We start from the raw sequence: 26,073 nt of genomic DNA on the forward strand, positions 1-26,073 counted from the left end.
TCTTTTATAGTAATGTTTATATAATCTGCGTATGACGATGATCAAATTAAAAAAACCTTGACACCCATAGGTGCCAAGGTTAATTCTTGTTTCAATTATTAAAAATAACAAATTTTCTATAACTATTACTAATGTCCTTAGCGGTCATCGTTGTCAGGGCCGTGGAAATTATGCTTCGGCGCAGGATACGGGACGTTCGGTCCCTTGACTGCCCTCCAGATCTCCTCGTTGAGCTTCTGCGGATCGACCGAGTCAGGCTGTCCGACCATGTTCTCGGGCTTCATGACAGACTGTTCGCTCACTGCCGACTGCGTGCTCACCGATGGATTCGTTGGTTGCGCCGTCCCTGCCGTTTGGGACGACGTTCCTGCTTTAAATACATTTATCTCTGCTGCCGATGCCCATCCGTTGAAGGCTGCCGTAGCTTCCAGCTTGACATACGATGCGCTTACCTTCGGAAATGTTGCGATTTTCTCATCATGGCTACTTGACCATGTTCCGCTTGTGACCTTTGTAAAGTTTGTTCCGTCTGTACTTACATATATATTGTATCCTGTAATAATCCCATTGTCGCCTGTCTGTCTTGGCAAATACGCTAACTTGTTAATGTCGTAGGTTCCTCCGAGGTTTAATGTGATTGACTGTGGAAGAACATCGGATTTATCCCACTTTGTATGCCAGAATGTCGACGGGTTGCCATCTATTGCTTGGGATGCGGCATCATTTTCTCCTACCAATTCCTCGCTTGTTGCTGTCGCTTTCATTTGCGATTGTGGAATCATATTGGCGTCAGGTACCGAGACGGTAACGTTGGCCTTTGACGATGCGGTGCTTTTCCCGTAGACTGGGTAATCCACTTGGACTGTAAGCTGCTGTCGTCCATACTGCGCTGAAGCCGGTGCGGTGACTGTCCAGCTCAAGTCGGTGCTTGCCCCAGGTGCCATGGTTCCGAGCTTGATGGTGCTAGGTGTCGCCGTCCAGCCGTCCGGTGTGACCATCCGCGCCGTAGCGCCTGACAATGGCATGTTGCTCGGGTTAGTAACCTTAGCGGTAACTGTGACACTCTCGCCTGGTTTGACAACAGGATTGGAGACAGACGCATTCACCGTAGGAGGCATAACTGTGTCATAAGCCGTGTAGTTCGGCTTGTTCCCGAAAGAGTAGATCATCGGCATAGCCGCAGCATCGTATTGGGTAAGTGGTTTCATACCAACAAGCAGTTCCATCGTTCTCAGCATCGACACTTGGCTGTAGAAGTGCGAGTCGACGATACCCCGTTGCGTGTAAGGGCTGATCACCTGAGCGATCGTGCGGTGACCGTCGACATGATCCACGCCGCCCTGCGCGTCGTCCTCGACTACGAAGATCGCAGTATCCTTCCAGTACTTCGAGTGCGATACCGTATCAACGATTTTGCCCAGTGCCATATCATTATCCGCGACCAGTTCTTTCGCCGTTGCCCCGCCAGCGGTGTGGTCTCGCGGCAGGTCGATGAACTGGAAGGTCGGCAGGTTGTTATTGGTGATGTACTGCTGGAATTCCTTATTCCACTCTTCATACCTCTTCATATCAGGGATCCACATGTCAAACCACGGGTAGTTATGGTCGGTATTGTCGTTGAGCAGCGGCTCGTAGGCGCAGTACTGGCCAGGTTGACACTTCACCTGATTGTTCGGGCCGAACCAGTTCGAAGGCAACGAATGCATGCCATAGTGCCGGAAAGTCTTACCGGCCGCTGCAGCCGCGTCCCACAAGAATGCGCGGTTCGGGTCCGCATTGCCTGCCGTTACCTGCGAATCCAAATACCCGGAGGAGTCGTACTCTGAACCGTTGCCGGCATAACCCTGATGCGTGGCAAGCTGGTTATACGGGTTGGAGTTGGCCTCTGTGGCCCAGTCCCAGCCGTCTTGACTCACTTCGCCATCTGCGTAGAAGTTGTCGAGCGTCACAAACTGCTCGGCGAGTTTATGCTGGTTCGGGGTGACATCCTTGCCGAACAGAGTCAGTGAAGGATCCCCGTTCCCCTTCCCGAGGTCACCAAGCACCTGATCGTAGGTCCGGTTTTCCTTTACGACGTAAATGACGTGCTTGATAGGTGACTCCTCACCGGGGTGACGCGGTATGATGGTTTCTGCGTCATCGGATTCCTTCACCTTACCCTTCTCGTCGAAGCCGTTGTTCTTCTGCACCATTTCAGTGTACTTCTCAAGTTGAGACTCGCTTGGGGCCGGAATGATCGACATGTAGCCCTGCAGCAGGCTCTCGATGTAAGGGCCGTTTTGCGGATTAGCGGGGTCTTTGCCCTTGTTCGATCCGGTGCCGAGTCCCTTTGCACTGGTAACGAGCAGCTTGCCGTCAGGAGCGACCTGCACGCCGGTCGGGTACCAGCCAGTCGGGATAAGTCCTTTGATGCGGCCGTAGTCTCCTTTGTCGTCGCCTTTACTGTCACCTTTGCCGTCGCCTTTGTCAGAGACGTTTACTACGGCAACGTCGTTGTTACCGGAGTTGGTGACATACAAAGTACTGCCGTCAGGCGAAAGCGTCATGTTAGTCGGTGAGGATCCCGTAGGCGCGCCCTTGTAAGGAGCAAGCGAAATCGTATGTACGATTTCATTGTTCAAAGTGTTAACAACGGACACTGTATCATTGTCGCCATTAGAGACATAAAGTTGATTCCGTTTTGCGTCCAGCAGCATGCTGTTCGGGTGGGTCCCAACGGTGATCTTTTTCTGCGGCGTTAGCGTAAGCCCGTTCACAGAGAGGATCGAGATCGTGTTCTCAGCCTGATTCGTGACGTACGCCGTATGTCCGTCCGCCGACAGCGCCACACCGTACGGATAGGAGCCTACCGATGCCTGCGCGGTATTCCCGGAGGCTACATCGATGGCGTTGATGTTGTTTTTGTACTGACCAGTCACATACAGAGTCTTGTCATCAGGTGAGATCGCGACATCCGCTGCGTACGTGCCACGCGGCAGATTGAGTGTCCGGTTCAGCTTGAGCTTTCTCGCAGAGGCGTCCCAGTCGAATACGAGGACCGAGTCCTTGTTGGCCGTGGCGAGATAGACGTTTTTGCCGTCGTGGCTGAAGATCAATCCAGGGCTCGTGCCTTGACGGACACTACTGTCATCTGGGTTAAGCTCAAACTCCTGAATAACACTGCCGTCCTTCGCATCCAATACGTTCACCGCTTGCTTGTTGTTAGCATTCCTAATGACGTTTGGAACAAGGACTGCTTTGCCGTCCGGCGAAAGTACGGCGTTGGCCGGATAGAAGCCAGCAGGCTTCGTCACACCAGCGGGCGTTACCTTCCAGCCGGCGGGCGTGTAGGCGGTCCCGTTTCCCTGAGGTCCTGCTACGATATTATAGCCGGCATAGGCGGATCCTGTTCCCAAAGCGAATATGGCTAAAGCGGTTATCGATAATTTTTTACTTAATTTCTTAAATTTCACCCTTATTACCTCCAGATAAGATAAGATAGAAATTTACTCTTCGTTGCTCACTCTTTCACCAGGGGTTTTCTCTAAGATAATACTGAGCACTCCCCAATCCGACGTTCACGGCGATACCTGCGGATACGCTTTTTGCATATCGTCATTCGCGACCCGATTAACGTCCTTTCCCCCGAGACAATTCTTACAATGACGAATAGGATAAATAATGACAGGATAGAAAAAGGCTGATGCGATAATTAAAGGTCATTTATATCCGTAAGCATCACCTCCCCAAATTTCTCTCATCCCCGCAAAAAACAACTTTCATATCGAAAGCGAAAAAGAACGACTCGTTTAATGCTTGGTGATGTCGAGCATTGGCTCAAATTATGTACAAAATTAATTGTAATACTCAACTATTTCCAATAGGTGAAATTCATGTAAAGCTACAATGAAGATTCTGTTAATTAAAAGTATTTAGGAAAAAAAGTAAATTATGTTTGCCCGTGATTGCAGGCAAACAAAGGAAAAACAAGGGGAAAAGTACCTATATTTGCACAAGTCATAGAACAAGGGAAAAAGGAAGCTGTGTTTCATGGAGTATCCCGTGGAAACTGTACAATTTCTTCTGGCAGTGTCCCACGAAAAAAAGCTATCCGCATTGGATAGCTTTGATAACTCTGCCTTAATAGGCAACTTCCCTTATTTATGAATTGCTTCCCACTCTATTCGTAAAATGCCCATTACAATAATATCGTATCTTTTTCCATCTCGATAAACAGCTGATCTCTTTCTGCCTTCCTGTTGAAAACCGACCTTTTCGTAAGCCCGTATTCCACCTTTATTGTATTCAATTACTTCCAAACCGACCCGATCTAAATTTAATTCGTGGAATGCGTACCGAAGGATCAATTTCAACGCATCCGTTCCATACCCTTGGTTACGATTTGAAGAATCTCCAATTCCAATTGCCAAAAGACCAGCGCGATTGTTCCATTCTATTTTGTGGATGGCGACAAATCCGATTAATTGATCACCCTCAATCGTTCTCAGTCGGAAATACACAGTGTTTCCACCATTTTTTCCTTCAGCAGCAAATTGTTCTTTCGTCTTAGGCTGGGCGATGTCAGTATCAACATTCCTTAGATAATCGGCATCTTCTCCCCATTTCACCATTATTTCTGCATCTTCTTCTCTAGCTGACGATAGTTTTAATCGTTCACCGTTAAAAAGCTTTGAATTAATTGTTGTCATTTGAATCTCCTTTGTTTAAGTTCTATTTTTCACCTCAATCTCCTTTGAAAAACCGTTAACCGTCCGCAATAACCTCAGCTCCTTTAGTTTCAATTATTATAATTTTAAAATTTTATATAATTCACTGCAATAACAAAATTCTGTATAGTCAAAATTCAATACATTCAGTTATAATTAATAGGAAATATTTGGGGGCTGTTTTAATCAAATCAAAGAAGGTGAATTCCGAATGAATAACTGGTTTAAAAACGCTAAAGGACAGGTCAGGAGTGGGTGGAAAATCGCTTTGGCATTTGGGCTTATGGCTATTATGACAGTTTTTTTCTCGTTTATTTTTATACTTGTACTGATTATTTTTGAAGGAACCACTTCCTTAGACGAATTGATGAAGAATCAGAATACAAATGTGCTTTTGATGTTGTCACAGCTATTAGCTGTTGTCGGGACGATTACGATTTTTTTAGCAATTGAGAAAAGGAAATGGAAGGATATTGGTATGACTTCTTTGCGTAATCAAGGAGGCCATCTGTTATTTGGATTGTTCCTCGGCGCAGTTTCGATTGTTTTCATTGCCCTGATTATGATGGCAACACGGCAAATTACAATCGAACCAGTAAACGTCACTTCTCAGTTGTTAACGGAAATTGGACTGTACTTCATTGGTTTTATTTTTGTTGCAATTAATGAAGAATTATTTTTTCGAGGATATATCGTTTCTACCTTAAAACAAACTAAATCCATACCTATCATGTATATAGTCTCTAGCATCATTTTTGGGCTCGCCCATATTGCAAATCCAAATGTACATTTATTGGGAATTGTAAATATTTTTCTGATTGGTCTTTTATTTGCCTATATGTTTATTCAGACTAAATCACTCTGGATGACAATGGGATACCATTTCACTTGGAACTTCTTTCAGGGAAATATTCTTGGATTTAATGTCAGCGGTGAAGATGGAAATGGTTTCTTTCATATCAAAAGTGCGGATAACATTTGGACAGGTGGTTCTTTTGGAATTGAGGCCAGCATATGGACTACCGTGTTCATTGTGCTTGGTTTTTTAATTACTAAGTTTTACATTGGCAAATTCGATGCCAGTCCTTCATATGATCAACGTGCTTAAAGGAAAGGGGTGGGTTTATTCCAGCTCCATCCTACTGATCATTTTTTCACTTACATTCAAAAAGAAAAAGGGCTGCGTCAAATGCAGCCCATTATTATTCTGTAGGTCTAATATCTGAGAAAGGGAAAAAAACGAATTCACTTTGCCCTACTATATCTTCTTTTTGGATGTAACCTAAGCCATTGCGACTATCCTTGCTGTATAAGCGATTATCACCCATAACAAAGAATTTGTTTTTAGGTACAGTAATCGGTCCAAAATCACCTGTTAATTTACTACCCATTTGCTCAGCTAATTTGCGATTTTGCGAAAGATAGGATTCTTCGAAAAAAACTCCATTTATATATAATTTATCATTTTTCACTTCAACCTTATCTCCAGGGAGACCAATAATTCTTTTAACATAGTTTTCTTCTTTTCCTTTAATAATGATAATTTCCCCTCTATTAAAACGATCTGTCAAATTAAATTTATTCACCATAATTTTTTCCTGATTATGTAATGTCGGCTCCATTGATGCACCCTCTACAATATAAGGGGAAAATAGAAATGTTCTTACAACAAACGCTATTCCAAATGCAATGAATAACGATTTGCCCCAACTCTTCAATTCATTTTTTGTTTTTAAATTCATCACTTCACCAGCTCCTCTACTTTATAGGTATTTTAATGCACTTTTTCTTTTTGAAAGAAAGCTGTGACCGTTAGCGCAATAAATCACGAATTAAAACTAAAAAGACAAAAGCGGCAGCAATGATGGAAACAAAACCAATTGATTTTCTTTTTTTATATAGTTCAGAAATACCCATAACCAATGACATGATCCCTAAGAAAAACATCATAAAAGGAAGGATTGCATTATTATCAGTGGTTAGTCCATAAATTCCCAATGCAAATACAATTATTCCAGAGACTATTCTCATCACTTTTAACAAATAGATCACCCTCACTATCTATTGCCATAAAATATTCTCCAAACAATTCCATCTATTTCTTCACCCATATATGTATTTCGACACCTTTAATAATTATTCCTCGTTTTACCAATTTTCTAAAAAAATAAGCTGCAATAAAAATCTTTTCTATCTGAACCCATATTCTTAGAGCATCAAAAAAACAGCCCCGAAAAGGCTGTTTTTACATTAGGGCAAAAGCCCAAGATTAATTTCAAAAATTTATACTAAGAATGCTCCTAAAGCTACCATTGCTTTCTTTAGTGCTTGATCATATGCTTTATCTTTACCAATAACTGTACGGAAATCAGACATATCTCGAACAGTTGAACGTCCTTCTATTTCATAACCATTATTAAAAATAAGAAGACATATTGTTGATTTATCGCTCATACGGTGAAATTTTTTCTCAACAATCATATCCTCTAATTTCTTACGTTTATCATCTCTAATTGCACTAGTTCTAGAATAAGGGATTACTATATGATCATACATATGATTGTTCTTACAAGTTACTAAAAGAATTCCCTCTCCGTTATGTTCTACGTTATTAATCTCTCCACATTTAGGACAAATGCTTTCAATCATCATAATGATTTCTCCTCTCCAATTCCCATTTACCAGATAATAATTCAACGACATAGAAGTAATATTGCACAGTCCCAAACATTCGTGCTTGAGGTATTATTGGAGTCTTTCTAAAACCCCTCAACAATTAAGAGAATACTTTAATACATCAAATTAATTGTTCACATTTCTTTCGAAATTTCTCTTATTTTATTATTAATTTTTATAACGGTCAACAAATAAATTTTTCTTCAATATTTTACTAAAGTTGGAGAAAATTTCGCTCCCGATTGTGGAATAGCAGTTTCCTATTTTACAAGATTCAACAAGAACCGAATGTTATTAATGATCCATACAAGTCAATCATTTTTTCTTCGAATTCTTCATTTACAAGGGAAGGTTTGATGTTTGATAATAATAAATACAATATTCAAAAAATAAGGAAGGTGTTTTTATTGAATAAAAGCGAATATGAATGGGTCAAAGAGACGCGAGAAATCCTTCTTGATTTTTGTAGAGAAGTAAAACCGGATGACTTTACTCGCCAATTAAATGGGTTTGGCTTCCAAAGTATGCGAGACACACTGGTACACATAGCTAACTGCTATATCGCTTGGCTTGGCTCATTTGTTTTAATAAAAACAAAGAAGCCACTCACTCCAAAAGAAGATGTACCTCAGTTTGGGCTAGACGAAATTAAAGCACGCTTTGAACAGGCTGATTCTTTCGTAAATGAGGTGTTTGAAGGACTCGCGAATAATATGGATAAGCCGATTCGGAGGGCAATTCCTTGGCGAGATGGTTCAGAAGAAATTTCAATGACACCTGGTAAATTGCTTATGCATACAGTTACTCACGAATTCCATCACAAGGGACAAATTGTCGCCATGGCACGCCATATGGGCTATGAGCCTCCTAATACTGATGTGTTAGGAACAAGTAACTAAGGTAACACAAGTAAGGGAATGTGCTACAAAATAGAAAACACATGTTAATTAACAAGCTAAATCAATTGTGAGTCATACCACATTAAGCGTTGAAAAAAGAACTTGGAAATATTCCAAGTTCTTTACATTTTAACACCCAATCTTTTAACAACTAATAAAGTTTAAAACATTTAATGCACTTTTTTCATTAAATTACTTACTGTTTTATATTCTTTGTCATTCCAATGGAAAATTTCTTAAATCCAATAGTTTCATAGTAGGACTCCAAACTTTCTACACACATAAGTTGAGGAATTACTCTATTTTGCTCACAATGTTCAATGATTCGATTCAACATTTCTTTGCCGATTCCTTTAGACTGATAACTTGGAAGTACACACACTCCACATATAATTCCAGTAATTACACCATCTGAAATAACACGTCCCATCCCCACAAGTTGTTGGTCATCAAAAGCATAAATTGCATACCAACTTTGTTTGCACATTTGTTCCAAATCATTAACTGTTAAGTTAAGGGAATTCCATCCTAAAGATTCATATAAGGTTAGTAATTGCTTAAAATTTTCAGGGGGAACTGTCGTATAATTAATAATTCTTTCCACATTTGTACCTCCAATTTTTTATATCTTATCGCTTCCTAATTTTGTTTTCTGATTTATAACCGTTCACTTTTCAACTAAAGATTAGTTGAAGAAATAAGTCCTTACATTTTTAATTATAATGTCCTGAACAAATAAAATAATCATCCAGCCACCTATTCCTAAACCAATCGATATAAATAGTGGAACAGATTTCTTCAATGCTAAATAAACGATAATTAACAAGACAGCCGTTGCTGGAAACCCACACAAGACCCCTAAGGCAAACTTGCTCAATGTAGTATTTTCTTCCCCTTGTACATACAGCCAGATTATACTAAGCAAACTTACCAATGGAAGTGCAGCAATTATTCCTCCATAAGAAGGAAATCTCCTGGATATTTCTGTAACAATACCAATGATGATTGCTGAAACGATGATTTTCACTATCACATACATGTTTTTGTACGTTCACTTAAGATTTTTAAGGCCTGCTCTACTAAAAGTTTTTCATTGTCAGATAGTTCATTTAACACTTTTTCTAATTTTTCTTCATCCAGACTCGTATTTCTTCGTAAAACTTCTTTACCAATTTCCGTTAAACAAAGAATGACTTTTCTTTCATCTTGGGGATCTCTCGTTTTTATTAAATAGCTCTTCTCGATCACTCTTTTAATATGTTCTGAGGCTGTATTATGCGAAACTTGCAGTAAGGCTGCAACTTCAGTTACTCCTATATGTTCCTGTTTATCGACAAGTTGAAGAATACGGATCGCTTGATGCGAAATTTTTTCTTTATGGTGATAATGCAAATGAAAATAAATATCTGTCCAATATTGGTTAAGTAGCTCAATTTTACTATTCAAAAAATCCACCTCTTTGTATCTATATGTACGATTATATCGTTTGTAACGATACAAAACAAAAGATTTTTTTGAATATAAAAATGGTTACCGTACCACAGCAAAAAAAGCTGCTAAGGTAGCAGCTTTAAACTAATTTCTTTGTCATTTATTATTGCGTTTCTAGCTTCTTAACAAAGAATGGTAGATTATCGACTCCGACCATTCTTGCGTAAGTAAACAATTGACCTTTATGGTGAATTTCGTGGTCTTTTGCCATGGATATCCATAAACTTCCCTTACCAATATAGTTATTAAAATTCAATTCTTTTTCTAACTGATCATCAGTTAATGAAAGCAAATCTTCTTTTGTTACTTCTGTTAATTGAAAAATAATGTCTCGAACCTCATCCATTGTTTGAAACTCATTTTTGGTTCTCGGAGGTGCAAATACCCCATTTTTAACGGCTTTTACGAACATATCCGTTGCACTTGCTGTATGTACCGCTAAGGTCCCCATTGAAAGTGCTTTGTCCCATGGCTTGAAATTAACGTGTTGATTATCAATTAATTCAACTAATTCGTGTAATACCAATCGATGTCGCAGCCATCCTTGAAGGAAATTCTCTACTTTCATCCTTTTACCTCCAAAATCAAAATTATAAACAATTTTTTTCGTTTTGGAATTTATTAATCCCACTAAAAATTGTATAAATTTTCGTGAAATTTATTACATCTTTCTCAGTGACCGTTTTCACTTTTTTAGGAAAAAGGGCGTTGATCCGGTCTCTCAATGACTGTTCTATCTCTTTTTCTCTCTTTCTCACGGAAAATGGTCGTTGATCCACCCTCTCAACGACTGTTTTCACTCTTTACTATGGAAAATAGGCGTTGATACGGTCTCTCAACGACCGTATTCTCTCTTCCTCACGGAAAATGGGCGTTGATTCACCCTCTCAACGACTGTTTTCACTCTTTACTATGGAAAATGGGCGTTGATTCACCCTCTCTAACGACTGTTTTCACTCTTTACTATGGAAAATGGGCGTTGATACGGTCTCTCAATGACCTTTTTCTCCCTTTCTCAAGGAAAATGGGCGTTGATCCAGTCTCTCAACGACCTTTTCTCTCTTTCTCACGGAAAATGGGCGTTGATTCACCATCTCAACGACTGTTTTCACTCTTTACTATGGAAAATGGGCGTTGATCCGGTCTCTCAACGACCATTTCGTGTAAAAAAATATTTTGAGGACATATGTCCTTCACAATTTACCCCGATATATTTTTTAATAAAACTAAAGAATTTTATATTGAGGAGAGAACATAATGAAAGGAAGTTTATTTGCATGTTTAGGCGGGGCTTTAATTACCTTGCAAGGTGTGGCCAATACTCGGATTAGTGAGGATATTGGCACTTGGCAAGCGGCAACGATTACCCAGCTAACTGGATTCATTGTAGCCCTAATGCTCATGATGCTTGTCCGAGATAAACAGTGGAAAAGGTTTAAGCGAGTGAAACCATTGTATTTGAGTGCCGGCTCCTTCGCTGCACTTATTATATTCACTAATGTCACATCTATTCAAAGTATCGGGGTTACCCTTACGATTGCTGTAGTATTGATTGCACAACTTGGTTTAACCTTTTTAATTGATAGTAACGGATGGTTCGGTGTAGTGAAACAGAAGATGGGTCTGCCACAATTTATTGGTATCGGGATGATGATAGCGGGTGTGCTTATCCTAAGTCTTTGATAATATTAGGATAGGAAAGTGACCAGTAAATTGCTGGAGGGAACCCAAGTCATGAAAGAAATAAAAGATCGTGAGCTATTGAACCATTATTTGCATTTTCATCAAATTGATAACATATTTCCTGAACAATTAATTCCGCATTTGTCGCTATACAGCTTTGATCAAGGAGAGTTGATCTGTTCCCAAGGAGATACTTCACAGTTTTTGTACGTACTGGTGAAGGGCAAGGTTAAAATCTATAACACTTCTGCGGAAGGAAAAACACTTATTCTCTCCTTTAAGACCCCGCTTGAGGTGATTGGAGATATTGAATACGTAAGAGGGATTGAGATTATCAATACTGTTGAGGCCATATCGTCAGTCTGTATGATCGGTGTTCAACAACGTTGGTTGAAAAAATATGGAAAAGATTATGCTCCGCTACTGCAATTTTTACTGGAAATTATTACACTAAAGTTTTACCTTAAATCCAATTCTATGAGCTTCAATTTGATGTATCCGGTTGAAGTGCGATTGGCAAGTTATCTATTGTCTGTCTCCTTTGATGAAACTGATTCACTAAATAACCGTCAACTAAAAATCAGTATAAAGGATGCAGCAAACTTTATTGGAACTAGCTATCGACATCTGAATCGAGTTATTCAGCAATTCTGTACTGAGGGTTTTATTGAGCGGAACAAAGGATTCATTCTTGTTAAGGATCGGGTAGGATTAAGTGCACTTGCTGGTCATAATATCTACGAGTGATTGCATCTTCAAAATTGAATGGGAGAGGAAAGAATATGATTCTAGGACTACTATTAGCACTTTTCGCTGGTGCACTAGTCGGTTTGCAAAATATTTTCAACAGTAAAGTGAATGAACAATCGGGATTCTATGCAACCACAACCTTAGTATTAGGTTTAGGGTTCCTGGCTTCCTTAACGTTCGGCCTCATCTTTGAAGGGACACATCTATTTAACTTACAAAATATGAAAACGTGGTATTGGTTTAGCGGTTTGCTAGGCGTAGGAGTGGTTATCTGTCTTGTGCAAGGGATTAAGCTGCTTGGTCCTACGTACGCCATCTCGCTTGCTCTGACAACACAGCTCGTGGTTGCGTTATTGAGCGACTCAACAGGCCTGATGGGGTTGGAAAAGGTTCCTTTTACTCCAAAACAGTTGATAGGTGTACTGGTCATCGTCGGTGGCATCTTTGTATTTAAATTCGTCGGTGGAAATGAGAAACAACAGGTGTCATCAAAAGTGAGTTAGTATGTTTTGATTAAGAAATAGCAGAAAATGGAGAGATCATGTTGAAGAAATACAAAACTTTATTTTTTGATGTAGATGATACACTACTAGATTTTGGTGCAGCAGAAAAAGTAGCATTACGCTTGCTTTTTGAGGAGCAAAAAATTCCCCTCACAACTGAAATCGAAACCCATTATAAAAAAATAAATCAAGATCTCTGGAAATCCTTTGAAGATGGAAAATTAACTCGTGATGTGGTCGTGAATACTCGCTTCTCCATTTTATTTAAGGAATACGGTCAAGAGGTTGATGGAGCTTTACTGGAGAAGAAGTATCGCAGCTACTTAGAAGAAGGACATGAGTTTGTGAATGGGGCCTTTGAATTGATCACAGACCTTCAACACCAATATGATTTATATATTGTTACGAACGGGATTTCCAAGACACAGGATAAACGATTACGTGACTCAGGATTATTTCCGCTATTTAAGCGTATTTTCGTTTCAGAGGACACTGGCTTCCAAAAGCCAATGAAGGAATTTTTCGATTATGTCTTTGCACGAATTCCAAATTTTTCTGCGGAACAAGCATTAATTATCGGAGATTCTTTAAGTGCCGATATTAAAGGGGGGCAATTAGCTGGTTTGGACACATGCTGGTTCAACCCTGAAATGAAACCAAATAAAACGAAATTGATTCCAACCTATCAAATTCAAAAGCTTGAAGAGCTCTATCGTATTTTAGGTGTTAAAAGTGATTCGGTTGCTGTTAGCTAAAGTTTTTCTTGAATAAAGCTGTTGCTTTACTATCGGATGCGGTGACTTTACTGTCGCATAGCCCCTCTTTTCTGTCGGATGTGGTGACTTTACTATCAGATAGCTCCTCTTTACTGTCGGATACGGTGACATTACTGTCGGATAGCTACCTTTTACTAGCGAAAAGCAACCCATTTTTACGAAAAGAGCTTAAACAAAAGACCTCGACTGATGAGGTCTTTTTCAATTAATCACCTTTTAAAGTATAGGTGAAATTGGCCATCAGTTATTCCTATAGTTAAGCAATTCCGACACACTCACAAATTGATACCCTTGTTGTTTGAGCACAGGAAGAATGGTTTTTAATGCTTCAATGGTTTGTTTGCGATCTCCACCACCATCATGTAATAAAACAATATCACCACTCCTTGCATGGCGAATAACATGATCAGCAATGACTTGTGCTCCAGGTAAAGACCAATCCTTAGTATCCTGATTAGTTGACCAAAGGACTACTTTATACCCGTTCTGTATCGATTCTTGCAGTAACAAATTGTCTATATATCCACCAGGAGGTCGAAATAATTTCGGCTTGTTTTGTTGGTACTTTTGTATAACTTTGTCAGCTCGAATTAATTCTGATCTCATCCTTTCGAACCCCACTCTATCCTCATATGAATGTGTCATGGAATGATTCCCCAGCTCATGTCCTTCTTGTACAACTCGTCTGACAATTTGAGGGTATCGTTCCATTTGATATCCAATGGAGAAAAAAGTAGCAGTGGCTTCGTACTGTCTCAAAAGGGCAAGGATCTGGGGAGTGTATACTGGATTAGGACCATCGTCAAATGTCAAAGCAATGACCTTTTTTTGTGTTGGGACTTCCCAAATGACTTTCCCGGTTGGCTCCACTTGCTTTCGCCGGATCATCTCTGTAGAGGCATTTGCATGCAAAACATCCCAAAAACTGAAACACACGGGAACTAGACATAACCATAGATAAATGATAATTGTCCTCTTATTAGTTATCATTGAGCCAATAAGGGACAAAATGGATTGGAAATATACTAATAAGGAATAATTTAAATAGTTCATCATTTTTTAGTCCTTAAATGTATTTTCCTTTAGCATAATCATTTGTTAAATGATTATGTATTGTAGTAAACGAAAGAAAAGCATAAACTCGTCTTCACAAATTCCACATAACTTCCTTATAAGTTCTACATAAGTTTTATTTATTATAAAAGTAACTTAATTTAAGAAATTAGTTTGAGAAACTCATTTCTTAAAACTTCCCATAATTTGGATTGACGCCGATGTCAATCTCTTTTTTTTTGGCTGTGTTAAACTTGTCTGTTGATTTGCGCTCAAGAAGCGAGCATCCGCGGGCGTTCCGGGGAGCCTCCTCGGCGCTAAGCGCCTGTGGGGTCTCCCCTGCCCCGTACTCCCGCAGGACGTTGAATCAGCATCTTTGAATCTACACCGCACGAAGGAAATGCGATAGCATTTTCGAGGATCTCGCGCCTTCCGCTCCAATCAACATAGTTTCAAAAATCAACCATGACCTTTAACACAGCTTTTTTTAAAAAATAATCTTCATAAATTCCACATAACTTCTCTATAAGTTCTACAAAAGTTTTATTTATTATAAAGGTAACTTAATTAAGAAATAAGTTGAAGTAACTCATTTCTTAAAACTTCCCATAATTTGGATTGACATTGACGTCAGTCTCTTTTTTTTGCAAAAAAATCGATAAAGATTGGTGTCAGGCACCAATCTGTCCTTTAAGCCGACGGGTAGCCGACGGCTTTTTTTATTTCATTTTTTCTTCCAACATATTTTTTAAACGAACGCCCACACTAAAAATTGTGGTTCATTTACTACAAAGGGAGTTGGTTTAATTGAACTGGCAAATGAGGCTTTTATCTATGATCCAAAAAAGAGCAGACAAAAAAATCGCGCTTGCCGTTGATACTTCTACTGCCGAGGTAAGGACGATCCTAATAAACAACATTGTAAAATTATTTGAAGAAATAAAGCCGGAAACCTTACTAGTCCAGGCAGACTTCAAAATTCGCAGCATCACTCCGGTAAAAGCAGATACGATAAAATATTATAAACACGGAAAATCATCCTATACGGAAGTATTAGAATGGGCCAAAAACGAAAAAATCGATTCCTTATTCTATATTACCGATGTGACAGGTTATATCTACGAAGAAATCACAAATGTCGATTATGAAATGTTTTGGTTAGTTCCCGACGACTACTTACCAAAGGTTCCTTTCGGGAAGGCAATTAAGGTTGCTTAAATACAGGCTTCGTTAAACTTGCCTGTTGATTTGCGCTCAAGAAGCGAGCATCCGCGGGCGTTCCGGGGAGCCTCCTCGGCGCTTAAGCGCCTGTGGGGTCTCCCCTGCCCCGTACTCCCACAGGACGTTGAATCTTCATCATTGAATCAACACCGCACGAAGGAAATGCGATAGCATTTTCGAGGATCTCGCGCCTTCCGCTCCAATCAACATAGTTTCAAAAATCAACAATGACCTTTAACACAGCCAAATAAAAAAAGGAAAGCGGGTTCTATCCGCTCTCCTTTTATTTTATGCTGCTATATTCTTTTCTTTCATGTCAACCTTATGGCCTTCCCATTTGGCTATAACGAGGGCAGCCAATGAGTTCCCTACAATATTGACGCAGGTTCTTGCCATATCGAGGATTCGGTCAATACCTGCAATAAACGCTAGACCTTCTACTGGTAGTCCAACACTTCCTAAGGTTGCTAGTAGGACAACAAAAGAAACACCTGGAACCCCTGCGATTCCTTTTGATGTCATCATCAAGACAACGACTAAGGTAATTTGATGGGCGATACTTAAATGAATACCGTACATCTGAGCAATGAACAGAGCCGCAATGGCTTGATATAATGTGGAACCATCTAAGTTAAAGGAATATCCAGTTGGAATTACAAACGAAGAAATCGCCTTTGGACAGCCGAGTCTTTCCATTTTCTCCATGATTCTTGGAAGGACGGTTTCTGAGCTTGCCGTGGAATATCCTAATAATAATTCGTCCTTTAAATACTTTAATAGTTTAAAAATATTAATTCCAGCTAATTTTGCCACAAATCCTAGGACGACTAAAACAAAGAATATCATGGATCCATAAACGACTAGCACTAGCTTTCCAAGTGGAATTAGTGAGCTTAAACCAAATTTTGAAACGGTTACACCAATTAAAGCAAAAACACCAAATGGAGCAACCTTCATGATCTGGTTCGTGACGTAGAACATGGCTTCAGACGTTCCCTTAAAGAAATTGATAATCGGAGTTCCTTTTTCCCCAATAGCTGCGACTCCAAGTCCAAACATAACTGAGAAGAAAATAATGGCTAACATATCACCATTAGCAAGTGACTGAATGATATTTGTAGGGACAATATTGACAAAGGTGTCGACCATCGAATGGGTTTGAGTTGTTTTTTCTGTTTGAACATACGAATTAATATCCGTTTTTGTTAATTGAGATCTGTCAACACCCGTACCAGGATGGAATATATTACCTGCCAATAACCCAACTACTATAGCAATCGTTGTTATGATCTCAAAATAAAGGAGTGTCTTACCACCGAGCTTTCCTAACGACTTCATATCGCCAACGCCTGCTACTCCCACAATCAGACTTGAGACAACGATTGGGATTACAATCATTTTTATTAAACGGATAAAAATATTGCCAATTGGCTGAAGATAATCTGCCACGTGCGGATTTCCAAAAAAGAAAGCGCCTACAACAATACCAAGAACTAAACCAATAAAAATTTGCCAAGCAAGACTAAGTCTCTTCAAATACCTCTCCCCTTTTAAAAAAAATCGTGATATATATCAACAGATATTTATCTACTATTTGTTATACTACTATTATTTTAGTGCTAATGATATAATTTCACAATAAGAAATTTTTCACAGATAAATTTAATCCAGAATTCATTAAGGTCAATTGTAATATATCAAATTTCTTAATGCAAATGAAGTCCTACTAATCGATTCAAAAATAGGATGAATAAATGAAGTGAGTAAAACCTTTAGAATAAGGCATTTTGAGGAGTACAAATATGAAAGAATTGTTGCATAAACCTCTTTTTGAATTGTATTTTTTCAAATGGAATCTCATTATCGCTTGGGTAAATTCTCTCATAAATCGGGGAAATAAAAGAAGATAAAAAAATACAGTTGACAGAAATGAACGTGTCAACTGTTTTTACAATAATGTTTTGTGATTCTACTAATAAATTTTTCTATATTTTCTTCGCTTTTGTATAAAAATAAAGGAACCACACTGCATGGTTTTGCTCATCTGCTGCAGCACGGCGAAAGGCCTTTTTGATATGCTGATCCGTTGCATAATCCGAAATCTCCAAATAAAAATCAACGGTTTTCTGCTCATCTAAGAGTGCAAATTCCAATCCATTCACATATTGGTTAGGACATTGTTCAACAACCTTTGGCTTCGGCTGTTTGCCGGTAAGACGAACATACATCTGCTCAAAAGTTTGCAGGTGCTTTATTTCATCCTGACGAATTTCTAGAATCTGCTTCCGCTCCCTTTCATCTGTAGCCATACGAGCTATTAGTGCATAGCAATGAATAGCACTATACTCTCCATTGATTGCCTTTTCAATATCGCTCACCAATTTGTTAGGCTGCCTATATGCGGCATCATAATAATTTGTATAATGATACATCCCAGTAAACCTCCCCATTTTTCTCTTACTATCTTATGGGGAATCATGGGTCAGAGTGCATATGCTTAATATGTTGTATAGCTTCTCTTACAATCTTAATTCGTTTCTTAAATCATCTATTGCTTTCATCACCTTATGTAAATTTTCCTCATGATTCATTTCGTTCCGTGCATGGAGTAAAACAGGCCTGACCGATTCAACCGAACGGCCGAATTCATACATCCATTCGTATCGTGGAACCATCCATGTATGGAAATGGTGAGTCGTATCTTCATTGTAAAAATAATAAACATTCTCAATCCCTAAGACATCGCGTTGAGCCTTTCTAATCTTTGTTAAAATATGTATATAATCTGCTTTTTCTTCCTCGTATAATTCATCAAAACACTTTATATGCCGCTTTGATGCTAAAATCATTAATCCAGGTATCGGATAGGCTACATCCTGATGGGCATGGAAATAGTCCGTTTCAACAACCGTCCCCCCATCCGGTTCAATAAGGCCGCTCGTTACTGCACAGCTTAAACACTCAACCTCCACTGTTTGTCCATTTGATAAAGTGATTTTCCGCAAATCCTCTCCCCCTCCGATCGGTGTCAGGCACCCAACTTCTTTTACTAAATTACATGAAAATTATGATAAAATAAAGGAAAATTGTTCTAGAAAATAGGTGTTCGACCTTGTTAGAGAAATTTCAAGTTTATATGACTGCATTTAACCAGGAAAGAAGAATTACAGTTTACTTGCCCAAGAGCTATAACCAATACGAGAGACACTATCCTGTATTGTATATGCATGATGGACAAAATGTTTTTGAGGATGAAGATTCTATTCGAGGGACATCCTTGGGACTGAAGGATTACTTAGATGAAATAGACTTGGAGATCATTGTCGTTGGAATTGACCTTAACACCACAGGGGAAGAACGCGTCAACGAATACTGTCCATGGATAAATGGTAAGCTTAGCAAAAAAATATTAGGTTATGAGAGTCCTACAGGCGGAAAAGGAGAAGCCTATTTAGATTTCATTGTCCATGAGCTTAAACCGCTAATTGACCAAAAATACAGAACACTTAAAGACCATACCTCAATGGCTGGCATTTCGTTAGGCGGCCTGATTACAACTTATGCCGTTTGCCGCTATCCGAAAATTTTTAAACGAGCAGCAGCTATTTCCCCTGCCTATTATCGAAATCAAGAAGAAATAGTAAAATTCATAAAAAGCGTTGATTTAATTGCTGTTGAAAGGTTTTATATGGACTGCGGTACGAAGGAAGCCGGGAAAGAAGAGGAAATAAGTAAGATCTTTTTAGACTTGAGCAGTGAAGTATATAAAATTCTAAAAGGAAAGATAAAGAATACTAAGTTTCATATCATTGAAGATGCTGAGCATGACTATGCTTTTTTTAAAAAACGAATTCCTGAAATCATGTCTTTCTTATTCTTATAAGAAAAGCGCAAGCGCCTTGTCCAGCCCCGACAAGTACAAGACAAGCCGGCATGAAGGTTGCTTTTTAACCTTCTTGACGGATTGGCTTGTGACCTCGAGGGGCTAGGCGCTCCGCCGAAAAACTCACGTTTTTCGGCGTGCGAGGAATCGCTTCCGAAGCTTACTCTTATGGAGCTGGACAATTCTCGAAGTCCATTAATATAAATTTAAAGGTATGGCTTTGCTAGAGCCATACCTTTATTCTATCAAAACGGTTTTAAGATCATCAGGGTAATAATGATGATAAAAATAGCATTCTCAAGATTTTCATAGCGGAAAAGAATTTTTGATAGCTCGTAGTACTCCTCCGGAATGTCATCGCCTTGATGAGAAATTAATAAGGCTTTAATAGGTTTTGACCGTGGTGATAGGACGATTGGTCCAATTGCAAGAGCGGTCAGAAAGAGAACGAGGCTTGTATCGTACCATCCCATCCGGAAAAGGCTTGGATTTAAAAACCCCATTGTTAAACCCGTGATCAATAAAAGAGTGCCGCCAACCATGACAAAAATATGCAACGTATTTCTAAGCCTATAGGAATGCCTTAATTCCGTCATATTATTCCCTGACTTGACAACAGTCGTTAAAATAAATCCGGGTCCCATTCCGATAATAGCTGAAAAAATATGGATAAAAACAATGATTTTATAAAATGTATCCACTATAGCAACCTCCCTTTCCTCCACGCCCATTTTATCATAAATGCCCGAATCCAACTTTGAAATATATATGACGATGAGTCCAGATCTTTATAGCTTTGTGAAGGCATAGTGAAATAAAGGGACGAAACAAAACTCCACATTTCCCATATGATGAACATTATAAATGATACACAAAAGCATGCTAATAAATGTTGTGCTTTAAGTTCATTCCTGCTAAAATTAATTCACAGTTAACTTATAGGAAATGGAGGAATTAAGATGGGGAGAGAATTTAATGAGCTTTTTAATGAATGGGCCCAATCTTATGATCAAACCGTTACCGGACATGACCCTGAATACGAAGAGGTTTTCATAGATTACGATAAAATACTTTCGACAGTAGCTGAAAAATCATCGGGAACGACGATAGAATTTGGTGTAGGTACTGGAAATTTAACAGCTATTTTAAATAATAAAGGACTTAATGTGATTGGAATTGAACCTTCTGAAGGCATGCGTGAGATTGCAAAGCAAAAGTTAAAAAACATTACCATTCTTGATGGAGACTTTCTTGATTTTCCCCAGATCGATTTAGAGATTAACACCATTGTCAGCACATATGCCTTTCATCATTTAACAGATGGAGAAAAAGATTTGGCTATTCAAAAGTATAGTAAACTGCTAAAAGATAAAGGCCGTATCATTTTTGCAGATACTGTTTTTCCTACAGAGGAGGCAAAGCAGGAAAGAATTCGGGATTCACGTAATAAAAACTTTAATAGACTTGCTGATGATTTACAGAGAGAATACTATACTACCATTCCGGTATTACGAAATATATTTGAAAAACACAGATTTACAGTGGATTTTATCCAACTGAATCCTTTCGTGTGGTTAATGGAGGCAAAAAAAGAGGAGAGATCTTGACTATGACAGCACAAAAGAAAATGAATGTGGAGAGCTTTAATTTAGACCATACACTTGTGAAGGCACCATTTGTCCGTTTAGCGGGTGTTAAAGCAGGCATCAAGGGAGATGTAATCCACAAATATGATATCCGTTTCTGCCAGCCTAATAAAGAACACATGGAAATGCCAGCACTACATTCATTAGAGCATATGATGGCAGAATTTAGTCGAAATCATACAGATAAAATTGTTGATATAAGCCCAATGGGTTGCCAAACAGGTTTTTATTTATCACTAATCAATCATGATAATTACAAGGAAGTAATGGAAATTATTGAAAAAACATTACGTGATGTTCTGACAGCAACAGCAGTACCAGCATGTAATGAGGTTCAGTGCGGCTGGGCAGCAAGCCATAGCTTAGAAGGTGCACAAGAAATTGCACTAAAAATGCTTTCTAAAAGGGATGAGTGGACAGAAATTTTTGCATAAAAAGCAAAAAAAAAAAGAGCCTCAAAAAGCTCCCATTTGTACAGCCGATTTATATTTACAAAAATCGAATGCCTGATTTATCAGGTATTCGATCCAGCTAGCTATTTTAAGTGCAAAACCATTTGTTCATCATCATAATATTCACCATTTATTTTGAGCGCTTTTTCCTCATAGCCAAAGACTTTAAATCCTAGTCGGGTATAGAGATTCTTCGCTTTTTCATTACCGGCAGTGACGGTTAGATTTATTTTTTCAATATAATCAAAGGTTTTCGCTTTATTTATAGCCTCAGTTAATAATGCTTTTCCAACACTTTGCCCCTGCTTTGTTGGTGTTACATACATCGCAAAAATATTTGCCTTGTGCCGAATCTTTATGGGGCTTTCTTGTAATAACGTAACCATTCCAATCAGTTCGTGATCTTCAAACGCTCCAAACGTATAGTTACCTTCGGTTTGGAAGTTCCGGGCTGTTTGTTCAATTGGATTTTCTCTTGTAATCGCTTCTTCATAGCTTGATGCAAATGCCTCAGGATTGTTCATTAGTGCTTCTAATCGCAATGCCCAATACTTTTCGGCATCCACTGGGTTTAGCAGTCGAATTTCCATTTTAATTCCCCCTATTATAAAAATAACCGACTGACTTCTCTTTTTAATTCTTCAAGCAACGCAAATGTTGATTGGTTCCCCAGACTTTCTACAATATTAGTATAATACCAACCTTGTTGTGCCTTTCCCCGTTTAAACCTAGACCAAACCGCTTCGCCATTTTGTTCATAGTCATCGATGATAGACTTAATGTTATGTAATTTATCGGCACAAGCAACAGCACGAATATCGCTTGAGGCAGTTTTTAAAAATTCTATCGTATGTTCCTTCCGCTTCTCCCATGAAAGAGATTTATTTGGTTCCGAGCAGCCTGCGACGATTTCAGCAACTTTTGGTCCAAATTCCCGCTCGATCTCTTCTATTGTTAAATCGGTATCTTCCACCGTATCATGTAGGATGCCCGCTGCGACGATTTCATCACTGTATCCAGCTTTCATTAAAATCATCCCAACTGCTATTGGATGAGCAATATAAGGGATTTGCGTGCCTTTCCGAAACTGCCCATTATGCGCTTGGCTCGCTATTTGAAGTGCTTTTTCAATCATATCCATTTTTATGCCCCTTTCCAGATTAACGAAGCTTTTTCAAGAACGTAGCACTATTTTATTCTTTGGTAGAGTGGAAAATTCCTCTAATCATTGGGATTAAGAATAGCCAGTACTTGATGATCCTCCCACTTTCCATTAATCTTAACATTTTTCAATGCAAGGCCTTCTTTATGAAAGCCTGATTTCTCTAACACCCGAATCGATGCTAGATTATGAGGCATAACCCCCGCTTCAATCCGATGTAATTTCAATTCATTGAATGCATACTCCACAATCAGCTTAGCTGCCTCAGTAGTATAGCCTTTCCCATTATGCTTTTCGTCTAAAAAATAGCCAATGAAGGCGCTTTGAAGAGAGCCGCGCAAAACTTGAAATAGACTAATGCTGCCAACTAAGACGCCGTCATTTGTAAAAATCCCAAAATTATAAGACAAATCGTTTTTGCTATCTTCCTCATATCTTATGATTCTCTTAAGATGGGCCTCCATCGTGTAAAAGTCCGTATTTCGTTCCTCGGCAAACTGCTCGAAAAAATCACGGTTCTCATTTTGTAATTCATGCAGCGCTCCCGCATCCCCTATGGTAAATGGTCTTAAAAAAATAGTTTCGCCTTTTATCATGCTTCTCTTCCCTTCCTTCCCCCGCCATTTTGGCCAAGTTTTCTCTTTTTCCGTTTTTGGGGCTTCTACATACCTGAAATATGGAAAAAATCATTTTTTCGGGAAACTAGAAGCCCTTTACATTCACAGGTCATCTATTATTTCTTGCTTTCATAAACGTGGAACATATCTACCTTCACAGATGAACGCTTTTTTCTCGTTTTCGTGCACCTAGAACCCGTCTACGTTCACATGTGACCGTTTTTTTCTCATTTTCGTGCACGTAGAACACGTCTACGTTCACAGGTGACTGCTTTTTTCTCGCTTTCGTTCACGTAGAACCCTTCTACGTTCACAAGTGAACGCTTTTTTCTCACTTTCGTGCACGTAGAACACGTCTACGTTCACAGGTGAACGCTTTTTTCTCACTTTTGTGCACGTAGAACACGTCTACGTGCACAGGTGACTGCTTTTTCCTCAATTTCGTATACGTAGAAACGATTTTTTGTGACCAGGTTCACTCTTTATTGGATCACAAAGAGCCCCGTATCAGGACTCTATGTGACTTAAAACAGATAGTAAATCAAATTTCGTACACCTAGTTGAGCTCTACTATACGTCCAAAATAAATTTCAATCTCTTTCCACCTTAATTGTTTTCACCTTTTTAAGGTTAATCCAACGGGTCTTTTTAAAACCATTTAACATTTCTTCAGGCTCTTTATTTAAAACCGGATCGGAACTAACTAAGATTTCATTACTAAGAGTTGTGGTGAATACACGTTTCGCAAGTACTTTTCCACTATTTAATTCAATCGTAATTAGCTGACTAAACTTTAGTTCATCCAAAATGGGGAATTTAGTTAAAAAGTATTGTTTATTTAAGTGATCAATTTTCCTATCTATGAGGTAAATACCCACAAAAAACACGCATGCAAAAACGATCCATAACCACCAGGCAACATCATTCGAGAATGCTTTGCTCATAATTGTAACGAAAACAAACAATACGATTTTTATGAACCAAAGTAAAAGTTTTAAAATATCCTGCCTTCTAACATTTCGTCCAAGCTTTTTCAAATTCCAAATGACTGTTCTCATATTTTTCTAAATTACGCCTCTTCACTTTTATTCATTACAGTTGCTCCCTTGAAAAGTGGCACAAGGAAAAGCACTCCTACAATAAATAATAACGCCGAACCCTCATACATAGCCAGCAATGAGAAGGTTTGTTTCAGCCATCCACTTGCCGTCATCGTAATAACCATGGTTCCCATAAACAACGGATTTAAAATCCCATTAACACGTCCGATAAAAGCAGCCTCCGTGTTTTTCAAAATCATAGTATTGATTCCAATTTGAATGCATGGCATAAACAGACCGCTAAAGAATTCCGCAGTTAAGGTCAACCAAAACAGCTCAGAAAGCCCCATCACAAAAAATCCAATCGCACTAACAGTCATACCCAGCGCAAGCAGGATTTGCGGCGAAATTTTTTTAGCAGCTCCAAGCGTAAGACCGCCCCCTAAAATCATTCCGGCCCCAAATGCCGCCATCAGCCACTGCAGCTGCTCTTTCGGTAGACCAAGCTGTTCTGTAACGAGAAAAACACCCAGCGGCTGCGTCAGGCCTAAAGCCAATCCTGCTGCGGCAAAGCAGCCACCTAGCAACGTCAATGCGCGGCTGTTCCAAACATAGCCAATGCCAGCCTTCATTTCTTGAATAATGGTTGATTTTTCTTCCTTCTTCTCTTCCTCATAATCTGATGGAAGTCTAAATAAAATCCCAGCGGAAAGTAAAAAGGCAACCCCCATGATTCCAATCGCAGCATCAATGCCGTAGTGCTGGTAAACAAATGTTCCAAGGACTGGGCCGAGAATCATAAACAGAGCAAATAATGTTTGATAAATTGACATCCCCATCTGAATAAGCTCTTCCTTTACATGAAGCTTAAACAGCTTCATACCTGAAGGCTGTGAAAACTGCGAGAGAATCGAAGAAACAAGCGTCGCGAAGAAAATTACCTTCCAGCTTCCTAAAATAAGTGAAAGCAATACAACAAAAATCGAAACGGCACTCAAGAAGTCACACCATATCATTGTCCGTTTCGGCCGCCATCTGTCCGCAAAAGTTCCTCCAATAAAGGAAAACAGAAAAATTGGTGCAAATTCTGCAACAGATATGAGCGACACTGCCACTGGATTTTCTTTCGTCTTTTCAACGACAAACAATAAAATGGAGTAGTTACGCACCCAAATACCGATTTGCAGGAAAAAAGTCGAAAGCAAAATGGTTTGAATCACACGATTACGAAACAAAGCCCCAATGGTAATATCTGAATTAGTTTTTTCCATAAAAAAACCTCCTTATCCTTCATCTGGATAGGAGGCAAAATAAGCATAAAAGGTTACCGCACATCATGTACCATAATACCTTTTATGTAAAAAAGCCCATACGTATCCTATCCAGAAATATGTTCGTTTTTATACGAATAGTTTCTAAAATAGGATTAGTTGATCATTGGCTTTTTGGTCACCCTTCCGTTTTAACGTATTTTAATAGTACTTTATTTATTTTTAAGAATCAAGGAAAAAATGT

The 26,073-nt window shown here is 39.0% G+C and carries 30 protein-coding genes; 11 read left to right on the forward strand and 19 right to left on the reverse strand.

Going from position 1 to position 26,073, the window contains the following annotated elements:
• Positions 1–137: 137 nt before the first annotated feature.
• The gene (locus tag BN1082_RS09620) at positions 138–3,452 is read right to left on the reverse strand and encodes a discoidin domain-containing protein (protein WP_090633749.1); all 3,315 of its coding nucleotides are present in this window, start codon (positions 3,450–3,452) and stop codon (positions 138–140) included.
• Between the two features lie 492 nt (positions 3,453–3,944).
• On the opposite strand from BN1082_RS09620, the gene BN1082_RS27415 reads away from it, so the two are divergent.
• Positions 3,945–4,103 (forward strand): hypothetical protein, encoded by a 159-nt coding sequence (locus BN1082_RS27415; RefSeq protein ID WP_176699723.1) that lies wholly within the window; start codon positions 3,945–3,947, stop codon positions 4,101–4,103.
• A gap of 33 nt (positions 4,104–4,136) precedes the next feature.
• Here the strand turns inward: BN1082_RS27415 and BN1082_RS09625 are convergent, their stop codons facing one another.
• On the reverse strand, positions 4,137–4,688 hold the full coding sequence (locus BN1082_RS09625) for a GNAT family N-acetyltransferase (RefSeq protein ID WP_090633751.1): 552 nt from the start codon (positions 4,686–4,688) through the stop codon (positions 4,137–4,139).
• A gap of 229 nt (positions 4,689–4,917) precedes the next feature.
• Here BN1082_RS09625 and BN1082_RS09630 point away from each other — a divergent pair, with 229 nt between their 5' ends.
• Positions 4,918–5,814 carry a CPBP family intramembrane glutamic endopeptidase gene (locus BN1082_RS09630; RefSeq protein WP_090633752.1) on the forward strand — a complete coding sequence of 299 codons (897 nt, stop codon included), beginning with the start codon at positions 4,918–4,920 and terminating at the stop codon, positions 5,812–5,814.
• Positions 5,815–5,908: 94 nt separating this feature from the next.
• Here BN1082_RS09630 and lepB read toward each other — a convergent pair whose 3' ends face one another.
• From lepB to BN1082_RS09645, 3 genes are all read right to left on the reverse strand, one after another.
• Complete coding sequence (gene lepB, locus BN1082_RS09635) at positions 5,909–6,448, reverse strand: signal peptidase I (RefSeq protein WP_090633754.1); 540 nt, start codon at positions 6,446–6,448, stop codon at positions 5,909–5,911.
• A 70-nt stretch (positions 6,449–6,518) separates the two neighbouring features.
• Positions 6,519–6,740 carry a DUF3953 domain-containing protein gene (locus tag BN1082_RS09640; RefSeq protein ID WP_245640404.1) on the reverse strand — a complete coding sequence of 74 codons (222 nt, stop codon included), beginning with the start codon at positions 6,738–6,740 and terminating at the stop codon, positions 6,519–6,521.
• Positions 6,741–6,989: 249 nt separating this feature from the next.
• Positions 6,990–7,358 carry a Gp49 family protein gene (locus tag BN1082_RS09645; protein WP_176699724.1) on the reverse strand — a complete coding sequence of 123 codons (369 nt, stop codon included), beginning with the start codon at positions 7,356–7,358 and terminating at the stop codon, positions 6,990–6,992.
• Positions 7,359–7,789: 431 nt separating this feature from the next.
• Between BN1082_RS09645 and BN1082_RS09650 the strand changes: the two genes are divergently transcribed.
• Complete coding sequence (locus BN1082_RS09650; protein ID WP_090634923.1) at positions 7,790–8,281, forward strand: DinB family protein; 492 nt, start codon at positions 7,790–7,792, stop codon at positions 8,279–8,281.
• Between the two features lie 196 nt (positions 8,282–8,477).
• Here the strand turns inward: BN1082_RS09650 and BN1082_RS09655 are convergent, their stop codons facing one another.
• The 4 genes from BN1082_RS09655 to BN1082_RS09670 all read right to left on the reverse strand — a co-directional run bounded on the left by BN1082_RS09655 (position 8,478) and on the right by BN1082_RS09670 (position 10,340).
• Positions 8,478–8,885, reverse strand: a complete 408-nt coding sequence (locus BN1082_RS09655) for a GNAT family N-acetyltransferase (RefSeq protein WP_090633759.1) — start codon at positions 8,883–8,885, stop codon at positions 8,478–8,480.
• Positions 8,886–8,966: 81 nt separating this feature from the next.
• Positions 8,967–9,320, reverse strand: coding sequence for a DUF3147 family protein (locus BN1082_RS09660; RefSeq protein WP_090633761.1), 354 nt, complete (start codon positions 9,318–9,320; stop codon positions 8,967–8,969).
• Complete coding sequence (locus BN1082_RS09665) at positions 9,311–9,727, reverse strand: MarR family winged helix-turn-helix transcriptional regulator (protein ID WP_090633763.1); 417 nt, start codon at positions 9,725–9,727, stop codon at positions 9,311–9,313. Before BN1082_RS09665 ends, BN1082_RS09660 begins: the two co-directional genes overlap by 10 nt.
• Positions 9,728–9,875: 148 nt before the next feature.
• Positions 9,876–10,340 carry a DinB family protein gene (locus tag BN1082_RS09670; RefSeq protein WP_090633765.1) on the reverse strand — a complete coding sequence of 155 codons (465 nt, stop codon included), beginning with the start codon at positions 10,338–10,340 and terminating at the stop codon, positions 9,876–9,878.
• A 689-nt stretch (positions 10,341–11,029) separates the two neighbouring features.
• Here BN1082_RS09670 and BN1082_RS09675 point away from each other — a divergent pair.
• Genes BN1082_RS09675 through BN1082_RS09690 form a run of 4 tightly spaced genes read left to right on the forward strand, consistent with a single transcriptional unit; the run spans position 11,030 to position 13,463 of the window.
• Positions 11,030–11,455 carry a DMT family transporter gene (locus tag BN1082_RS09675; protein WP_090633767.1) on the forward strand — a complete coding sequence of 142 codons (426 nt, stop codon included), beginning with the start codon at positions 11,030–11,032 and terminating at the stop codon, positions 11,453–11,455.
• 51 nt (positions 11,456–11,506) lie between these two features.
• On the forward strand, positions 11,507–12,202 hold the full coding sequence (locus BN1082_RS09680; protein WP_090633768.1) for a Crp/Fnr family transcriptional regulator: 696 nt from the start codon (positions 11,507–11,509) through the stop codon (positions 12,200–12,202).
• Positions 12,203–12,237: 35 nt separating this feature from the next.
• Positions 12,238–12,708 (forward strand): DMT family transporter, encoded by a 471-nt coding sequence (locus tag BN1082_RS09685; protein ID WP_090633770.1) that lies wholly within the window; start codon positions 12,238–12,240, stop codon positions 12,706–12,708.
• Positions 12,709–12,749: 41 nt separating this feature from the next.
• A complete protein-coding gene (locus tag BN1082_RS09690; RefSeq protein WP_090633772.1) occupies positions 12,750–13,463 on the forward strand; it encodes a YjjG family noncanonical pyrimidine nucleotidase in 714 nt (237 codons plus the stop codon).
• A 261-nt stretch (positions 13,464–13,724) separates the two neighbouring features.
• Here the strand turns inward: BN1082_RS09690 and BN1082_RS09695 are convergent, their stop codons facing one another.
• A complete protein-coding gene (locus BN1082_RS09695; protein ID WP_090634925.1) occupies positions 13,725–14,474 on the reverse strand; it encodes a polysaccharide deacetylase family protein in 750 nt (249 codons plus the stop codon).
• 870 nt (positions 14,475–15,344) lie between these two features.
• Here BN1082_RS09695 and BN1082_RS09700 point away from each other — a divergent pair.
• Positions 15,345–15,755, forward strand: coding sequence for a vWA domain-containing protein (locus BN1082_RS09700; protein ID WP_090633774.1), 411 nt, complete (start codon positions 15,345–15,347; stop codon positions 15,753–15,755).
• A 291-nt stretch (positions 15,756–16,046) separates the two neighbouring features.
• Here the strand turns inward: BN1082_RS09700 and BN1082_RS09705 are convergent, their stop codons facing one another.
• The 3 genes from BN1082_RS09705 to BN1082_RS09715 all read right to left on the reverse strand — a co-directional run bounded on the left by BN1082_RS09705 (position 16,047) and on the right by BN1082_RS09715 (position 18,763).
• The gene (locus BN1082_RS09705) at positions 16,047–17,294 is read right to left on the reverse strand and encodes a cation:dicarboxylate symporter family transporter (RefSeq protein WP_090633775.1); all 1,248 of its coding nucleotides are present in this window, start codon (positions 17,292–17,294) and stop codon (positions 16,047–16,049) included.
• A 449-nt stretch (positions 17,295–17,743) separates the two neighbouring features.
• Complete coding sequence (locus BN1082_RS09710) at positions 17,744–18,190, reverse strand: ferritin-like domain-containing protein (RefSeq protein WP_090633777.1); 447 nt, start codon at positions 18,188–18,190, stop codon at positions 17,744–17,746.
• Between the two features lie 87 nt (positions 18,191–18,277).
• Positions 18,278–18,763, reverse strand: coding sequence for an HIT family protein (locus tag BN1082_RS09715; RefSeq protein ID WP_090633779.1), 486 nt, complete (start codon positions 18,761–18,763; stop codon positions 18,278–18,280).
• A 107-nt stretch (positions 18,764–18,870) separates the two neighbouring features.
• Here BN1082_RS09715 and BN1082_RS09720 point away from each other — a divergent pair, with 107 nt between their 5' ends.
• Positions 18,871–19,641 (forward strand): alpha/beta hydrolase, encoded by a 771-nt coding sequence (locus BN1082_RS09720; protein WP_090633780.1) that lies wholly within the window; start codon positions 18,871–18,873, stop codon positions 19,639–19,641.
• 245 nt (positions 19,642–19,886) lie between these two features.
• On the opposite strand, the gene BN1082_RS09725 is transcribed toward BN1082_RS09720, so the two are convergent.
• The gene (locus tag BN1082_RS09725) at positions 19,887–20,342 is read right to left on the reverse strand and encodes a DUF2269 family protein (RefSeq protein ID WP_090633782.1); all 456 of its coding nucleotides are present in this window, start codon (positions 20,340–20,342) and stop codon (positions 19,887–19,889) included.
• Between the two features lie 258 nt (positions 20,343–20,600).
• Between BN1082_RS09725 and BN1082_RS09730 the strand changes: the two genes are divergently transcribed.
• Both BN1082_RS09730 and BN1082_RS09735 read left to right on the forward strand, forming a co-directional pair.
• On the forward strand, positions 20,601–21,248 hold the full coding sequence (locus BN1082_RS09730; RefSeq protein WP_090633784.1) for a class I SAM-dependent DNA methyltransferase: 648 nt from the start codon (positions 20,601–20,603) through the stop codon (positions 21,246–21,248).
• A gap of 2 nt (positions 21,249–21,250) precedes the next feature.
• Complete coding sequence (locus BN1082_RS09735; protein ID WP_090633786.1) at positions 21,251–21,721, forward strand: S-ribosylhomocysteine lyase; 471 nt, start codon at positions 21,251–21,253, stop codon at positions 21,719–21,721.
• A gap of 101 nt (positions 21,722–21,822) precedes the next feature.
• On the opposite strand, the gene BN1082_RS09740 is transcribed toward BN1082_RS09735, so the two are convergent.
• The 5 genes from BN1082_RS09740 to BN1082_RS09760 form a co-directional block, all read right to left on the reverse strand.
• Positions 21,823–22,329 (reverse strand): GNAT family N-acetyltransferase, encoded by a 507-nt coding sequence (locus BN1082_RS09740; protein WP_090633788.1) that lies wholly within the window; start codon positions 22,327–22,329, stop codon positions 21,823–21,825.
• Between the two features lie 14 nt (positions 22,330–22,343).
• Positions 22,344–22,880 (reverse strand): HD domain-containing protein, encoded by a 537-nt coding sequence (locus BN1082_RS09745; protein ID WP_090633790.1) that lies wholly within the window; start codon positions 22,878–22,880, stop codon positions 22,344–22,346.
• An 80-nt stretch (positions 22,881–22,960) separates the two neighbouring features.
• Entirely contained in the window at positions 22,961–23,497 is a 537-nt protein-coding gene (locus BN1082_RS09750; RefSeq protein WP_090633792.1) for a GNAT family N-acetyltransferase, read from the reverse strand.
• 611 nt (positions 23,498–24,108) lie between these two features.
• The gene (locus BN1082_RS09755; RefSeq protein WP_090633793.1) at positions 24,109–24,576 is read right to left on the reverse strand and encodes a hypothetical protein; all 468 of its coding nucleotides are present in this window, start codon (positions 24,574–24,576) and stop codon (positions 24,109–24,111) included.
• A gap of 11 nt (positions 24,577–24,587) precedes the next feature.
• Complete coding sequence (locus tag BN1082_RS09760; RefSeq protein WP_090633794.1) at positions 24,588–25,829, reverse strand: MFS transporter; 1,242 nt, start codon at positions 25,827–25,829, stop codon at positions 24,588–24,590.
• Positions 25,830–26,073: the final 244 nt, after the last annotated feature.

It is taken from the genome of Neobacillus massiliamazoniensis, from assembly GCF_001048695.1.
GTDB classification, from domain to species: Bacteria; Bacillota; Bacilli; order Bacillales; family Cytobacillaceae; genus Neobacillus; species Neobacillus massiliamazoniensis.